The organism is Jannaschia aquimarina (genome assembly GCF_000877395.1).
In the GTDB taxonomy this organism is placed as follows: Bacteria; Pseudomonadota; Alphaproteobacteria; order Rhodobacterales; family Rhodobacteraceae; genus Jannaschia; species Jannaschia aquimarina.
In genome coordinates this window covers 82,837-97,554 of the sequence record NZ_JYFE01000060.1, presented here as the reverse complement: position 1 = coordinate 97,554, position 14,718 = coordinate 82,837, and the positions used below count along the sequence as shown (strand labels likewise).

Genomic DNA, 14,718 nt, shown 5'->3' with positions numbered 1-14,718 from the left:
GACCGGGGGCCGACACCGGCCTCCGGTTCCGGTCGTTGCCGCGAATTATTTCGGTATTACAAAAATTTGGGACCGGCGCGCCGGGCGCCTGCCGTTGCCAATAGCTGCAAGCCCGTGTTAACGTTAGTGAAAGAGCCGTTCATCTTTCCATCGGCTCTTCTCCTTCCGTGACGAGGCCGAGGCGATGAAGACACTGGTTCAGATCCGCACGCTCGTCCTGGTCTTCGGGCTTGCGGCGTTGCTGTTTTCGGTCGGATCGCTGGTCTTCGGATGGCATCTGGACGTTCAGGCATTGGTCCGCTTCCGGCCCGGGCAGCCCGCGATGGTGCCGAGCACGGCCCTCTGCATCGCGCTTCTGGCTGCCGCCGTCGTCATCGGTCCCGGCTTCGGACAGGCCCGCATGGCCAAGCGTCTGGCCGTCGTCGCAGTCGTCGTTGCGTTGGGCAATCTGCTGATTCGGACCCTGGTCGATGATCGCGGCTTCGAGTCGCTCCTTCCCTATTCGCTGGATACGTTCGACAAGATGTCGAACATCACGATCACCGGTGCCGTTCTGGCGGGGATCTCCGTAATCCAGTGTGCAAGAGACGCCGAACGGGACCGCGCGCCCGACCTTGCTTACTATCCGTCGATCGCCGGCCTGTCGCTTTTCGGCGGGCTTCTTCTCGGTCATTCCTTCGACCCGACCTCGATCCGCCATCTGCCGCAGGCCTCGGGCCTGTCTTTCTACACGGCGCTGATGTTCGCGGCGATCTTCCTGTGCCTGATCCTCGCGCCGCAAGCCGGCCACTGGCAGGACGCCTCGGACGCGGAACCCGAGTAAACCCGACGGGGCCGATTTGTCGGTCGGGTAGGGAACCCGTAGCTTCGCGCATCGCCGTCTCAGGCTAGGCTTCCGGGCATTGGCACGGCCTTCGAAAGGGTGCGATATGGCGACCGTCTGGGCGCCGTATCATGCGGACGGGATCGGAACCTACCACGACCGGGCCTATGCGTCGGGTTGGAGTCATACGATCCATCACCACGGTTTCTACAATCTCACCCGGCAGATGGCCGAGCGGAACCTGGAGCGCAGCGTCACGCGGCTGGGCATCGTGGCGCATGGCGACACGAGCGGTGTCATCCAGCTCGGGCGGGTCTCCCCGGACCGACCCGAGCGGGACCCACAGGAACAACGGCGTAACCTGACCGTCCTGACGCTGGACAGTTTCGCCAAGGAGATCGGCGATCTGCAGGACTTCCTGACCGCGCGGGCGGAGCTGATCTTCTATTCCTGCGCCGCAGGGGCCCAAGCCGCGGGAGACCGGCTGCTCGAAGGTATCTCGCGCCTGTTGCCGGGCCGGACGGTCGTCGGCTTCACCGTCTACGCGGCCGGGGCTTCATCGAACGACCTGTCGGGCCTGTCACCGATGACACCGGGCGCCCTTTTCCCGAGCATGGGCCTGCGGGGCATGAGGATCGAGGGGCACGGGACGGTCGATCCCCATGACGTGTTCGCGAAATGGGCGCGAGACGGGCGGATCGTGCGCCGTCCTCCGGTCGAGCGCGATGCGCAGGGGCGATGCGCCAACCCGCGTTGTCCGGGCCACGCGGACCTGACGCATCATTGCTTGGGCTGGCCCTGACGCCGCAGCCGGTCAGCCGTCAGGCGGCGAGGCCCACGATCTGATCGAGATGGTCGCCGACATAGATGCGCATCCAGGCGGTGAAGCTGTCCGGGTTCTCCGCCACGTCGCGGCGCAGGGCGGACAGGTCCACCCAGCGCGTGGCCTGCACCTCGTCCGGGTCGGGCGAGATCGTCAGCGTCGCCGGGGCAAGTGCCGTGAAGACCTCGACCACCTCGTGCTCGATCATGTCGGGGCCGACACGGGCCTTGTACTCGATTCCCGGACGGGGGGTCAGGGTCAGGCCCTCGATACCCAACTCCTGCTGCAGGCGGCGGGCGGCGCAGGCCGCGCCGTCCTCGCCCCATTCGGGATGGGTGCAGCAGGTATTCGCCCAGAGGCCCGGTGAGTGATACTTGCCCGCCGCGCGCTGCTGGATCAGCGTCGCGCCGTCGCGGATCACGAAGACCGACACCGCCTTGTGGCGCAGGCCCCGGCGGTGCACCTCCAGCTTCTCGACCGGCGTCAGGATCCCGCCGTCCCAGGCCGGGATCAGGACGCTCACAGGGCGGGACGGGCCGGAACGAGGCCCATCAGGTGGGCGACGTTCTTGATCCCGATCTTGATGTGGGCCAGCGGGCGGGCGTGGACCAGTTCCTTGTTCATGTAGGCCTCGAAGGTCAGGCGCTGGACGTCGATGTCGTGGCAGAGCGTCACGAAGCGTTCGCGCCGCTCGTCCGACTTGTAATAGGCGTCCTGCATGGCGCCAAGGATGCGGAACACGGCCTTGTGCTGCTTCATGAACGTCTTGCGCGCCATGCGCAGATCGCGCGGATTGTCCGACAGCAGGACGCATTCGCAGGCCTCGGCCGCAGCCCTGCCCCCGGCCATGGCGTAGAAGATCCCTTCGCCCGAGGAGGGCGCCACCACACCCGCCGCATCGCCGGCCAGGACCACGTCGCGGCCGTTGTCCCAGCGGTCGAGCGGGCGCAGCGGGATCGGCGCGCCTTCCTTGCGGATGGTCGGCGCGTCGGCGAGGCCCGCCGCCTCGCGCAGGGCGGCGGTTGCGGCCTTGAGGTCGACGCCGTCGACGCCCGTGCCCATCCCCACCGAGCAATGCGCCCCATGGGGGAAGACCCAGCCGTAGAAGTCCGGCGAGATGCGGCCGTCATAGACCACGTCGCAGCGATGGGGGTCGTAGGTCGCGGTGCGGCCGGGGGCTGCGATGATCTCGTGGTAGGCGATCACGTAGGGGATCTCGCGCCCCCCGGGCACCTCGGCCCGCGCAACGGCGGAGCGGGCGCCGTCGGCGCCGATCACGAGGCGGGTCCGGAGGGCGCGCTCCTCTCCGGTGGCCTTGTCGCGGTAGCGGACCACAGGACGGCCGTCCGGGCGGTCGATGGAGAGGAAGGTGCCGGTCAGGCGGGTGGCCCCGGCGCGGGCGGCGCGATCGCGCAGGAACTCGTCGAAATGTTCCCGGTCGACCATGCCGACATAGCCGTTCTCGATGGGGATATCGACCTGACGCCCGGTCGGAGAGATCATCCGCGCGGTGTCGATCTTGGCCACGAGCTGCTCGTCGGGGATGTCGAAGTCGCGGATCAGGCGGGGCGGCACGGCACCGCCGCAGGGCTTTATCCGGCCCGCCTTGTCCAGAAGGACGACCGACAGGCCCGCGCGGGCCAGGTCTTCGGCGGCGGTCGCTCCGCAGGGGCCGCCTCCGACGACGACGACATCATGTTCCATGGTCATTCCCCCGGAATGGCGGCGGGCGCGCGGCCCGCGAGGATGCGCGCCGCGACCAGCGCGGCGGCGATGAAGAGCGCAGCTTCCAGCGTGAAGAGTGCCCCATAGGCAGTCGCGTCGGGCAGGGCGAGGCGCAGCAGGTCCAGCATGCCCGTCGCCAGCAGACCGGCGAGACCCGCGGCGATGGCCTGCGCGGCGCCGAACACTCCCATGCGCGTACCCGTGGCGCCCGCCCGTTGCGAGGCGAGGCGCATCATCGACCCGATGGCGCCAACCACGAAGAGACCGTTGCCGAGGCCCAGCGTCACCGTCGCGGGCACCAGCGGTGCGCCTGCGCCCAGCGCAAGGAGGCCGAGGGCCGAGACGACGCAGCCGGTCACGGCCCACATGCGCAGATCGCCCATCCGCAGCGTTGCGAGCGCCCCGGCCGCGATCATGCCCAGCAGCGCGGCGCCGTCCTTGGCGCCCGACAGCTTGGTCGATGCCTCGGGCGGCAGGCCGTGGACATGGCCGGCGAAGGGCTCGAAGATCAGCTCCGACAGGTAGAAGGCCAGGATCGACAGGAAGACGAAGCCGGTGAAGCGCCGCGCGGCCGGATCGGCCCAGGTTTCGGCCAGCGCCGCGCGGAGCGGTTGCGGGCGGGAGGGCGCGACGGTCGGGGCCCGCCGTTCGATCCCGACGGTGGCAATGGCGGAGAGAAGCCAGGCGATGGCGGCGACGGTGATCACCACCAGCGTCAGACGTTGTGGCGAATAGGGCTCCAGCGCGATGCCGGTGCCGATGGAGGCGGCGATGGCGCCCGCGATCAGCATCAGCCAGGCGAGCGTCGCGGCGGCGCCGCGCTTCGTGTCCGGGGCGGCCGTGGCCAGCAGCGCGAGGAACGAAGTACCCGCGGCGCCGATCCCCAGCCCGATGACCGTATAGGCGATCACCCAGACCGCCAGCGCCGCCGGCGTCGGCAGCGAGACGGCCCAGGCCGCAGCCACCGTGCCGAACCCCAGGACGCCCATCCCCCACAGGATCACCGGCGTCCGGCGGCCCGCCGTGTCGGAGCGGTGGCCCCAGACCGGGCGCGTAAGCTGGACCGCGTAATGCAGCGCGACCAGCAGGCCCGGCAGCAGCGCGGGCAACGCCAATTCCACAGTCATCAGGCGGTTGAACAGGTTCACGGGCAGAGCGGCCATGCCGCCGATGGCCGCGTTCACGAGGCAGAGACGTGCGATGTTCCCCCAGCCCAGCATCCTACAGCCCCCTCAGCGCGTGGGCGGCCACCATCATGCCGCCGACGGACAGGGCGACGCCCGTCCCGTTGAACCACGGCGCCAGCCCCTTGGGATCGCGCAGCACCCGCGCCATCGCCCAGAGCTGCGCCAGAACCAGCGCGCCCACCACGGCGGCGTGGACCGGTCGGCCCCAGGCCAGCAGCGCGGCGATCACGCCCAGTTGCGGCACCAGCATCACCGCGCAGGCGACGCGCGCCGCGCGCTCCGGGCCCAGCGTCACCGGCAGCGAGTTCACGCCCATCGCCCGGTCGCCTTCCAGCGCCTTGAAGTCGTTGAAGGTCATGATCCCGTGCGCCCCGATCCCGTAGAGCACCGCGACCAGTACGATGCGCGGATCCGGCGCGCCCGCCGATAGGACGACGGCCCCGGTGATCCAGGGCAGCGTCTCGTAGGACAGGCCGACGAGGCCGGGGCCCCAGAGGCCAGAGCGTTTCAGGCGCACAGGCTCTGCGGAATAGGCCCAGGCGGCGAGGCAGGCCAGCGCGGTCGCGCCCCAGCCCCACGGACCCAGTCGGGTGGCGAGCAGGAGCGCCAGCGCCGTCATCGCCAGCGCGACCCACAGGCCCCAGCGGCCCGGCACGCGCCCCGACGGGATCGGCCGGTCGGGTTCGTTGATCGCGTCCACGTGGCGGTCGCACCAATCGTTGGCCGCCTGACTCATGCCGCAGACGATGGGTCCGGCCAGCAGGACACCCAGCGCCACGGCCACCGGATCGGCCGACAGCGCCACGCCCGAAGAGACCACGCCGCAGAGATAGGCCCACATCGGGGGGAACCACGTCACCGGCTTGATGAGGCGCAGAAGCGCCGCCGGTTCCGGGAATCGTCTGGATGGCAGAAGGTCGGTCGCCGTCATGGGTGTATCGTAGCAGATACACTTCGCATGTCACGCACTGTCAGATGAAGTTTACGACTCGTCCCTCTGGAGCAGCCCGAACTTGCGGAGCTTGACGTAGAGGCTCTGCCGCGACAGACCGAGCATGTCGGCGGCGGCGACGCGGTTGTTGTCGGTGAGTTCGATCGCGGCCTCGATGCATTCCTTTTCGACCACGTCGGTCATGGAGGAGATGATGTCGCGCAGCGGGGCCGCACCGACGAGGGCGCGCGCGTTCTGCGCGGCGCGGTCCGGTGCCTGTTCGGGCCCTGCTTCATCGCGGAGCGGTTGCGCGATGGCCGTTTCGCGGATGACGAAGCCGGTACCCCCGTCGGCGAGGTCGACCGGTGCGATCTCGACCGGGACGGGGGTGCCGTAAGCGGAGATCAGCCGCGTCGCGTGGAGGCGGGGGCGATCCTCGCCGGTCAGCATCTTCAGGTCGATGCCGCCGCGACCCAGAAAGTCGATCAGGCTTCGTCCGCGCAGATCGCCCGGGTTGTCCATATCGACCAGCGACAGGAAGGCATCATTGGCCCGCGTCACCCGGCCCTCGGTGTCGATCAGCGCAATCGCATCGGGCGCGTGGTCGAAGAACTCGGCCATTTGGGGGGATGTGGCGGGCCGGTGCGATTCGTCCGTCGCGATCCGGCACAGGATCGCGCGGTCCCCGCCCGCCCGGAAGGCGTGCGGCAGAAGGCGCAGCATGGCGCCGCCACGGGCCGTCCGCACCTCGACTGACGTCCCGGCGGCGCCGGCACGGGCAAGCTCGTCCAGGAATTCGCTGCGGCGGCGACCGTCGAATTCGGCGGTGAAGGCGGCGCCGCGCAGGGCGTCGAGGCTGGTGCCCAGAAGACTGGCGGCGCGGTCGTTCGCCTCCTGCACGCGCCCGGTGGTGGCGTCGATCAGAACGGTACCCTCGGACATTTCGGCCAGAAGGACGCGGAAGCGGGTCTCGTGCACGCGCTGGGCCTCGAAGTCGCGCTCGAGGGCGGCTTGCGTGCGGACCAGCCGCTGTTGGAGGTCGGCAAGCGGCCTCAGGTCCCGCCCGAGCAGCAGGATGCGCCCGTCCTGCCCGGTCGGATGCAGCGTATACCGCATCGGCGCGGTCCAGTTCGCGCCGTCGACATGATTCACTTCCATCGGAGGGGTCGGGACTGCCGGATCGAGATCCTGCAAGCGGCGCAGCACCTTCTCGCGGCTGTCTAGGGCCAGGAAATCGCCGATATTCCGGCCGACCCAGTGATCGACCTTGCCGAAGCTGCTGTTGAGCGGGTTGGCGACGACGTCGTGGATCGTGCCGCTTTCGCCGACGATCAGGGCAAGGTCGGCGGCGGTTGCGAGGATGTGGCTGAGATGCTCGGGCGCGATCCGCGGGACCGCCCGTTCGTTCCAGAAGTCTTTCTCTCGCGTGGCCATGCTACCCGTTCCGCCTGCTCAACCCCCGTCGTTCTTTCAGCCCGGTGCGTCTCCGAGGTCGTCGAATCGCAGGCCACATGCCTCGAGCGCCGCGACGGGGTCCTTCCGTTCGCGACTATGGAGCGGCCTAGGACCTGTGTCCATCTCTGCGGGTCCCCCGGTCAGGATGGGGACAGGAGAGCGCAAACACGACCCCAAGGAAGAAACGTATGCCGGCAGCCGGGCACGTCCAGGCGAGCCGCTGCAGGAGACAAGGATGGCCGGGGCCTGCCTGACGACCGGCATCGCCGCAGCCTGCGCCGGAGACAGACCGGTCAGGACGGGGGCGCGTCGGCCGCGCCGCGCAAGCCGCAACGCGGCGAGATGGGCGGCGAGGACATGCTGTTCCCAGGGCGGAACCAGGATCGGGATCGCGGGCCCTGCGGCCCGGCGCATCGTCTGGCCGGCAAGCTGCCGCAGCGCATCCTGCAGGCGCGATGACCCGATGGATACGTCCACGAAGGAGAGCCGGTCCTGCATCCAATCGTCGCCGAGATCGGCGGCGGCAGGCGCGATCGCGTCGAGCAGCCGATCACCGAACCCTTCGCGCGCCGCCTGCCGCACGAAAGCGCGCCATGGCATCTCGCTCTCGTCCAAAAGAAGCGGTCTGAATTCGACCGCGAGGCGCGCGTCGGCGCGCGCACCGCGGATATTTTCACGAAGGGCAGCGAGAGAGCGCAGCGCGATCGGTGGCGGTCGGTCGTCCCAAGTCAGGTCGTACATCGTCCGGACCTCCCACATCGGCTGCGTGAACGATTGGTGATATCCAGTAAAATGTCAACTCAGATTGACATTCGGATTGCAGATCCAGCGACACGCCGCCCAGAGCAGGTGTAAATGAAAATTGACATCTGGCGCGTAAAGGGGATGATACCTCCAATGATTGGGGGGAGTCGTCGTGATGGACGCGCCAGGCCGAACCCGCGCCGAAGCCCGGCTCTACACGCCGGCAGAGCGCGCCCGGAGGGACGCCACGGTCTGGACCACGGTCCAGGGCGTTCTGGCTCCGTTGCAGTTCCTCATCTTCCTGATTTCGCTCGCACTCGTGGTGCGGTTCCTGCTGACCGGTGCGGGCTACGAGGCGGCCACCGCGTCGATCGTGCTCAAGACCGGCATCCTGCTGACGATCATGGTGACGGGTTCGATCTGGGAGAAGGTCGTCTTCGGCCACTGGCTCTTCGCCCCCTCTTTCTTCTGGGAGGATGTCGTCAGCTTCGGCGTCATCGCGTTGCACCTGGCCTATGTCTGGATGCTGATGTCCGGCGGATTCTCGCCGGTGGCCGAGATGGCCTGCGCCCTGGCGGCCTACGCCGCCTACGTCGTCAATGCCGGGCAGTTCCTGCTGAAGCTGCGCGCCGCGCGGCTGGAGGCGGCATGACCGGCTGCGCGCAAGCCCCCGTCCTTCGCGAGCGCGGGCAGCACGAGGTATTCTGCGGGTTGACCGGCATCGTCTGGCTGCACCGCAAGATGCCCGATGCGTTCTTCCTCGTCGTCGGCTCGCGCACTTGCGCGCATCTGCTGCAATCGGCCGCCGGGGTCATGATCTTCGCCGAGCCGCGCTTTGCCACCGCCATCCTGGAGGAGGGCGACCTCGCCGGGCTCAAGGACGCCAACGAGGAACTGGATCGCACGGTCGCCCAACTGCTCGAACGGCGGCCCGACGTGCGGCGGCTGTTCCTCGTCGGCTCCTGCCCGTCGGAGGTCATCAAGCTGGATCTGGCGCGCGCCGCCGAGCGCCTGAACGCCGCCCACGCGCCCCATACGGCGGTGCTGAACTATTCCGGCTCGGGTATCGAGACGACCTTCACCCAAGGCGAGGATGCCTGCCTCGCCGCGATGGTTCCCGCGCTGGAGCGGACCGACGATGCGAACCTCGTCCTTGTCGGCGCGCTGCCGGACGTGGTCGAGGATCAGGCGCTGGCGCTCCTCTCGGCCATGGGCATCGCCGCGCAGGTCCTGCCCGCCCGCCGCGCGGGCGAAGCGCCGCGCGTGGGCCCGAACACCCGCTACGCCCTGCTCCAACCGTTTCTTGGCGACACCGCCGCCGCGCTCGACCGCGCCGGCGCCACACGCATCGCGGCGCCGTTCCCCTTTGGCGAAGAGGGGACGACCGCCTGGCTGCGCGCGGTGGCCGACGCCCACGGGGTCGATGACGCGACCTTCGCCCGCGCAACCGACGCGCCCCGTGCCCGCGCCCGCAAGGCCGTTTCCACCGTGGCCGAGACGCTGTCGGGCAAGCGGATCAGCTTCCTGCCCGACAGCCAGATGGAGCCGAGCCTCGCCCGCTTCCTGGCCCGCGAATGCGGAATGGAACCGGTCGAAGTCGGCACCCCATACCTGCATTCCGCCATCATGGCCGAGGAACTGGCGCTGCTCCCCGAATGCCGTCTCTCGGAGGGTCAGGACGTCGAGCGTCAACTCGACCGCCTGCGCGCGGATGCGCCCGACCTGACGGTCTGCGGCCTTGGCCTCGCCAATCCGCTGGAGGCTGAGGGGCTGACCACCAAGTGGGCCATCGAACTGGTCTTCACGCCGGTCCATTTCTACGAGCAGGCGGCCGATCTGGCCGCGCTCTTCGCGCGGCCCCTGCGCCGCAAGGGTCTTCTTCTCGGCTCAAATACTCCACGGGGGTCCGGGGGTGTGAAACCCCCGGTCCTGGCGGCCGAATGAAGCTGGCCGTCTGGACATACGAGGGTCCGCCCCATGTGGGCGCCATGCGCGTCGCCACCGCGATGAAGGGCGTCCACTACGTCCTGCATGCGCCTCAGGGTGACACCTATGCGGACCTGCTCTTCACCATGATCGAGCGGAGGGATCATCGCCCGCCGGTCACCTACACGACGTTCCAGGCGCGCGATCTGGGCTCGGACACGGCGACGCTGTTCAAGGACGCCGCCCTCGCGGCCTACGAGCGGTTCGAGCCGCAGGCGATGATCGTCGGCGCGTCCTGCACGGCAGAGCTGATCCAGGACGATCCCGGCGGCCTGACCGAGGCGCTGGGCCTGCCGGTGCCGGTCGTGGCGCTCGACCTGCCCAGCTATACCCGCAAGGAGCTGTTCGGGACGGACGAGACCTTCTATCAGCTCGTGCGGCATCTCGCCCGGCCGATCCAGCGGACGGAGCGGGTGAGTTGCAACATCCTCGGGCCGTTGGCCCTGGGTTTCCGCCACCGCGACGATCTGGTCGAGGTGAAGGCGCTGCTTGCCGGAATGGGGATCGACGTGAACGTCGTCGCGCCGCTGGGCGCGGCGCCCGCCGATCTGGCACGGCTGGGGGCGGCGCATTTCAACGTCGTCCTCTACCCCGAACATGCCGAAGCCGCCGCCCGCTGGCTGGAGCGCGAGCATGACCAGCCCTGGACGAAGACGATCCCGCTCGGCGCGGGCGCGACCCGCGACTTCGTAGCCGAGGTGGCGCGACTGGCCGGGATCGAGGCCCGGCTGGACGAGGATCGCCTGCGCCAGCCCTGGTGGTCGGCCTCGGTCGACAGCACCTACCTGACGGGCAAGCGCGTCTTCCTGTTCGGCGACGCGACCCATGTCCGCGCGCTGGCCCGTGTGGCGCGCGACGAGATGGGCTTCGAGGTGGTGGGCCTTGGGTGCTACAACCGCGAATTCGCCCGCGACATCCGCTCGCTCGCCAGGGACTACGGCGTCGAGGCACTGATCACGGACGACTACCTGGAGGTCGAGGCCCGCATCGCCGAGCTCGCGCCGGAGCTGATCCTGGGCACCCAGATGGAGCGGCATATCGGCAAGCGGCTGGGGATTCCCTGCGCGGTGATCTCCTCGCCCGTCCACGTGCAGGACTTCCCGGCGCGGCACTCGCCATTCATGGGCGTCGAGGGCGCAAACGTCCTGTTCGACACGCTGGTTCATCCGCTGGTCATGGGGCTGGAGGAGCATCTTCTGGCGATGTTCCGTGACGATCCGGAATTCTCGGATGCGGCTGGCCCGTCGCATCACGGACATCTGGCCCCCGCCGGGAGCGCCGGGGGCCAGTCCCCGCACCCTCCGGCCCTGCACTCTCCGGCCCTGCACCCACCGGCCATGTCCGGCAGGATGAGGGACGGGCATGACGCGTCGCCCGCGGCGCTCATCTGGCTCGACGGGGCCGAGCGGGAGCTTCGGAAAGTGCCGTTCTTCGTGCGCGGAAAGGCGCGGCGGAATACCGAGAAGTTCGCCCAGGATCAGGGTCTTGCGGAGATCTCGGTCGAGACGCTCTACGAGGCGAAGGCGCATTATGCGCGGTGACGGGCCCTTCCCCGGGCCTCGGCCCTACCGGGTGGCGATCGTCACGCTGGACGCCCATGCGGCGGGGCCGGTAGGGCGCGTGGGCGCGCGGCTCGCGGGCGAGTTTCCGGGGCTGGAGGTCAGCGTCCATGCCGCCGCCGAATGGCATGAGCGACCCGAGGCGCTCGACGCAGCCAGAAGCGCGGTCGATGCGGCCGATATCGTGGTCTGCGGGCTCTTGTTCATCGACGAACATATCCAGGCGATCCTGCCGAACCTGACGGCGCGGCGTGACGGGCTGGACGCCATCGTCGGCATGGTCAGCGATCCGGCCATCGTCAGGCTGACGCGGATGGGCGACTTGGACATGGCGGAGCCGTCGTCGGCGGCGGTGCAGCTCTTGAAGAAGCTGCGCGGCTCGAAGGCGCCGTCGGGCACGTCGGGCGAAAAGCAGATGCGCATGCTGCGCCGCCTGCCGAAGCTGTTGAAGTACGTCCCCGGCAAGGCGCAGGATCTGCGCGCCTGGTTCTTGTGCATGCAATACTGGCTGGGTGGGTCGGACGACAATTTCGAGGGGCTGTTGCGGCACCTGCTGGGTCGGTACGCGCCGGGGTTCGACACCGAGGCCCGCGCGCCGGTCGAATATCCGGAGGTCGGCCTCTACCACCCCGATCACGGGATCACCGCCGAGGTGCCGCCCGAGCGGGACGGGACCACCGTCGGGCTTTTGTTGATGCGATCCTATGTCCTGGCGGGCGATACGGCGCATTACGACGCGGTCATCCGGGCCTTCGAGGCGAAGGGCGTGCGCGTGATGGCGGCTTTCGCTGGGGGCCTCGACGGCCGACCGGCGATCGACGCCTTCTTCTCGGACGGCCGGATCGACGCGCTGGTGTCGCTGAGCGGATTCAGCCTCGTCGGCGGGCCGGCCTACAACGACAGCCCGGCGGCGGTCGCGGCGCTGGCCGCGCTGGACGTGCCCTATATCGCCGCCCATCCGCTGGAGTTCCAAACGCTGGGCCAGTGGGGCCGGGATGCGCGGGGGCTGGGACCGGTCGAAACGACCATGCTGATCGCCCTGCCCGAGATCGACGGTGCGACCAACCCGACCGTCTTTGCCGGGCGCCACGATGCGGGCGGCTGCGACGGCTGCCCGTTGAGATGCCGGGGTGACGACAGCCGCGCCATGGCCCCCTGCCACGAGCGGGTCGAGCGGCTGGTGGCGCGCGCCACACGGCTGGCGAGCCTGCGGAGGTCCGAGGTCGCGGAGCGCCGGATCGCGATCACGCTGTTCAACTTCCCGCCCAATGCCGGAGGCGCCGGGACGGCGGCCTACCTGGCGGTCTGGGAAAGCCTGCTTAACACCCTGCGCCGCATGGCGGCCGAGGGCTACGACGTGAACGTCCCCGAAGACGTCGACGCCTTGCGCAGCGCCGTGCTGGAGGGCAACGCCGCACGCTTCGGCCAGGAGGCCAACGTGGCCGCCCATATCCCCGCCGACCGTCTGGTGGCCGAAGATCCCTATCTCGCCGAGACCGAGGCCGCTTGGGGCCCCGCGCCGGGCCGCGTGCAGACCGACGGACGCGGCGTCTTCGTGCTGGGCGCGCAACTGGGCCGCGTCTTCGTCGGGCTGCAGCCGGCCTTCGGCTACGAGGGCGACCCGATGCGCCTGCTCTTCGAGACGGGCTTTGCGCCGACCCATGCATTCGGCGCTTTCTATCGCTGGATCCGCGACGATTTCGGCGCCGATGCGGTGCTGCATTTCGGGATGCACGGGGCGCTGGAATTCATGCCGGGCCGTCAGGCCGGAATGGGAGCGACCGACTGGCCGGACCGGCTGATCCGGGATCTGCCGAACGTCTATCTCTACGCGTCCAACAACCCGTCCGAGGCGACGCTGGCCAAGCGCAGATCGGGTGCGGTGACGGTGACGCACGTGACTCCGCCTCTGGCGGCGTCGGGGCTCTACAAGGGGCTGGCGGCGCTCAAGGAGTCGCTGACGCGCTGGCGCGGCGGCGACCGGTCCGAGACGCTGGCCGACCTGATCGCCGATCAGGCGGCGGCCGTCGATCTGGAGGGGCGTCCCGACGGGCTGTGGCTGACCCTGCTCGAGACGGAAGAGGCGCTGATCACCGACGGGCTGCATGTCGTCGGGGCAGCCCCCGAGGCGGGGCAGGTCGACGCCTATCTGGCGCATCTGCCCGAAGCGGCGCGGGAAGAGGCGGGGGCCGCGTTGCGGTCCGGTGCCGAACTCGACGGGCTGATGGCGGCGCTGTCTGGTCGGTTCATCGCGCCGGTGCCGGGGGGCGACCTGATCCGGTCGCCCGAGGTCCTGCCGGCGGGGCGCAACATCCACGCCTTCGACCCGTTCCGGATGCCGACCGAATACGCGATGCGCGACGGTGCCGCGCAGGCGGCGCTGCTGCTGCAGACCCACGACACGCTGCCGCGATCCGTGGCGCTGGTCCTGTGGGGGTCGGACAACATCAAGTCGGACGGCGTGCCGGTGGCGCAGGCGATGGCGCTGTTGGGGGCAAGGCCGCGCTTCGATCATTACGGGCGGCTTTGCGGGGCCGAGTTGATCCCGCTGGGCGAACTGGGCCGGGCGCGCGTGGATGTGGTGATGACGCTGAGCGGGATCTTCCGCGACCTCCTGCCGCTCCAGACCCGGATGCTGGCCGAGGCGGCGTTTCTTGCGGCCGCGGCCGACGAGCCCGAGGCGATGAACCCCGTCGCGGCCCACGCGCGCGCTCAGATGGCGGCGACCGGCTGCGATCTGGAGGAAGCGGCGCTGCGCGTCTTCTCGAACGCCGAAGGGGCCTACGGGTCGAACGTCAACATGCTGGTCGACTCAGGTGCCTGGGACGACGAGGGCGAGTTGGCCGACGCCTACGAGGCGCGCAAGGGCTATGCCTACGGGCGCGACGGCAAGGCGGCGCGCAACCCGGATGCATTGCAGGCGAATCTCGCGCGGGTCGATCTGGCCTACCAGAACCTCGAATCGGTCGAGTTGGGGGTCACGACGGTGGACCACTATTTCGACACGCTGGGCGGGATAAGCCGCGCGGTGACGCGGGCGCGCGGAGAGGAACCGGCGGTCTATATCGGCGACGCGACGACAGGGTCGGCCAAGGTGCGGACGTTGCGCGATCAGGTGGCGCTGGAGACCCGGTCGCGCAGCCTGAACCCCAAGTGGTTCGAGGGCCTGCTCAGGCACGGCGCCGAGGGCGTCCGCATGATCGAGGCCTCTGTCACCAACACGCTGGGCTGGTCGGCCACGACCGGCGCGGTGGACCCGTGGGTCTATCAGCGCATCAGCGAGACATTCGTGCTGGACGAGGAGATGCGACGCCGCCTGGCGGAGCTGAACCCCAAGGCCAGCGCGCGCATGGCGAACCGGCTGCTGGAGGCGGGCGACCGCGACTTCTGGCAGCCCGACGCTGAAACACTTGCCGCGCTTCAGGACGCCGCGGACGAGCTGGAAGACCGGCTCGAAGGCGTCATCGCGGCGGAATAGGAGACGA

Annotated in this window: 12 protein-coding genes; 6 read left to right on the top strand and 6 right to left on the bottom strand. The window is 69.4% G+C overall.

Going from position 1 to position 14,718, the window contains the following annotated elements; translation table 11 throughout:
- Positions 1-184 precede the first annotated feature (184 nt).
- Together jaqu_RS15955 and jaqu_RS15950 are read left to right on the top strand one after the other, a co-directional pair.
- On the top strand, positions 185-823 hold the full coding sequence (locus jaqu_RS15955) for a hypothetical protein (RefSeq protein WP_043919995.1): 639 nt from the start codon (positions 185-187) through the stop codon (positions 821-823).
- A 106-nt stretch (positions 824-929) separates the two neighbouring features.
- Positions 930-1,625 carry a DUF4347 domain-containing protein gene (locus tag jaqu_RS15950; protein WP_043919994.1) on the top strand — a complete coding sequence of 232 codons (696 nt, stop codon included), beginning with the start codon at positions 930-932 and terminating at the stop codon, positions 1,623-1,625.
- Positions 1,626-1,644: 19 nt separating this feature from the next.
- On the opposite strand, the gene idi is transcribed toward jaqu_RS15950, so the two are convergent.
- Genes idi through jaqu_RS15920 form a run of 6 tightly spaced genes read right to left on the bottom strand, consistent with a single transcriptional unit; the run spans position 1,645 to position 7,685 of the window.
- The gene (idi, locus tag jaqu_RS15945; RefSeq protein WP_089268312.1) at positions 1,645-2,169 is read right to left on the bottom strand and encodes an isopentenyl-diphosphate delta-isomerase; all 525 of its coding nucleotides are present in this window, start codon (positions 2,167-2,169) and stop codon (positions 1,645-1,647) included.
- A complete protein-coding gene (locus jaqu_RS15940; protein WP_043919993.1) occupies positions 2,166-3,350 on the bottom strand; it encodes a geranylgeranyl diphosphate reductase in 1,185 nt (394 codons plus the stop codon). The genes idi and jaqu_RS15940 overlap by 4 nt, the downstream gene beginning before the upstream one ends.
- 2 nt (positions 3,351-3,352) lie before the next feature.
- The gene (locus jaqu_RS15935; RefSeq protein WP_043919992.1) at positions 3,353-4,591 is read right to left on the bottom strand and encodes an MFS transporter; all 1,239 of its coding nucleotides are present in this window, start codon (positions 4,589-4,591) and stop codon (positions 3,353-3,355) included.
- Position 4,592: 1 nt separating this feature from the next.
- Entirely contained in the window at positions 4,593-5,489 is an 897-nt protein-coding gene (chlG, locus tag jaqu_RS15930; RefSeq protein ID WP_043919991.1) for a chlorophyll synthase ChlG, read from the bottom strand.
- Between the two features lie 51 nt (positions 5,490-5,540).
- Positions 5,541-6,923: a transcriptional regulator PpsR gene (gene ppsR, locus jaqu_RS15925; RefSeq protein ID WP_043919990.1), complete on the bottom strand. Its 1,383-nt coding sequence runs from the start codon at positions 6,921-6,923 to the stop codon at positions 5,541-5,543.
- Between the two features lie 36 nt (positions 6,924-6,959).
- Positions 6,960-7,685 carry a hypothetical protein gene (locus tag jaqu_RS15920; protein ID WP_141134287.1) on the bottom strand — a complete coding sequence of 242 codons (726 nt, stop codon included), beginning with the start codon at positions 7,683-7,685 and terminating at the stop codon, positions 6,960-6,962.
- A gap of 178 nt (positions 7,686-7,863) precedes the next feature.
- On the opposite strand from jaqu_RS15920, the gene bchF reads away from it, so the two are divergent.
- From bchF to jaqu_RS15900, 4 genes are read left to right on the top strand one after another with little or no spacing between them, the layout of a single operon-like run.
- A complete protein-coding gene (bchF, locus tag jaqu_RS15915) occupies positions 7,864-8,340 on the top strand; it encodes a 2-vinyl bacteriochlorophyllide hydratase (protein ID WP_043919988.1) in 477 nt (158 codons plus the stop codon).
- Positions 8,337-9,632: a ferredoxin:protochlorophyllide reductase (ATP-dependent) subunit N gene (locus jaqu_RS15910; protein WP_043919987.1), complete on the top strand. Its 1,296-nt coding sequence runs from the start codon at positions 8,337-8,339 to the stop codon at positions 9,630-9,632. Before bchF ends, jaqu_RS15910 begins: the two co-directional genes overlap by 4 nt.
- Entirely contained in the window at positions 9,629-11,215 is a 1,587-nt protein-coding gene (gene bchB, locus jaqu_RS15905; protein ID WP_043919986.1) for a ferredoxin:protochlorophyllide reductase (ATP-dependent) subunit B, read from the top strand. The genes jaqu_RS15910 and bchB overlap by 4 nt, the downstream gene beginning before the upstream one ends.
- Positions 11,205-14,711, top strand: coding sequence for a cobaltochelatase subunit CobN (locus tag jaqu_RS15900; RefSeq protein ID WP_043919985.1), 3,507 nt, complete (start codon positions 11,205-11,207; stop codon positions 14,709-14,711). Before bchB ends, jaqu_RS15900 begins: the two co-directional genes overlap by 11 nt.
- The last annotated feature ends 7 nt before the right edge of the window (positions 14,712-14,718 follow it).

Excerpts from the sequence above, each read along its gene's own strand:
- jaqu_RS15955 (WP_043919995.1), top strand. The coding sequence starts at position 185 with ATGAAGACACTGGTTCAGATCCGCACGCTCGTCCTGGTCTTCGGGCTT.
- jaqu_RS15950 (WP_043919994.1), top strand. The coding sequence starts at position 930 with ATGGCGACCGTCTGGGCGCCGTATCATGCGGACGGGATCGGAACCTAC.
- jaqu_RS15940 (WP_043919993.1), bottom strand. The coding sequence starts at position 3,350 with ATGGAACATGATGTCGTCGTCGTCGGAGGCGGCCCCTGCGGAGCGACC.
- jaqu_RS15935 (WP_043919992.1), bottom strand. The coding sequence starts at position 4,591 with ATGCTGGGCTGGGGGAACATCGCACGTCTCTGCCTCGTGAACGCGGCC.
- chlG (WP_043919991.1), bottom strand. The coding sequence starts at position 5,489 with ATGACGGCGACCGACCTTCTGCCATCCAGACGATTCCCGGAACCGGCG.
- ppsR (WP_043919990.1), bottom strand. The coding sequence starts at position 6,923 with ATGGCCACGCGAGAGAAAGACTTCTGGAACGAACGGGCGGTCCCGCGG.
- jaqu_RS15920 (WP_141134287.1), bottom strand. The coding sequence starts at position 7,685 with ATGTACGACCTGACTTGGGACGACCGACCGCCACCGATCGCGCTGCGC.
- bchF (WP_043919988.1), top strand. The coding sequence starts at position 7,864 with ATGGACGCGCCAGGCCGAACCCGCGCCGAAGCCCGGCTCTACACGCCG.
- jaqu_RS15910 (WP_043919987.1), top strand. The coding sequence starts at position 8,337 with ATGACCGGCTGCGCGCAAGCCCCCGTCCTTCGCGAGCGCGGGCAGCAC.
- bchB (WP_043919986.1), top strand. The coding sequence starts at position 9,629 with ATGAAGCTGGCCGTCTGGACATACGAGGGTCCGCCCCATGTGGGCGCC.
- jaqu_RS15900 (WP_043919985.1), top strand. The coding sequence starts at position 11,205 with ATGCGCGGTGACGGGCCCTTCCCCGGGCCTCGGCCCTACCGGGTGGCG.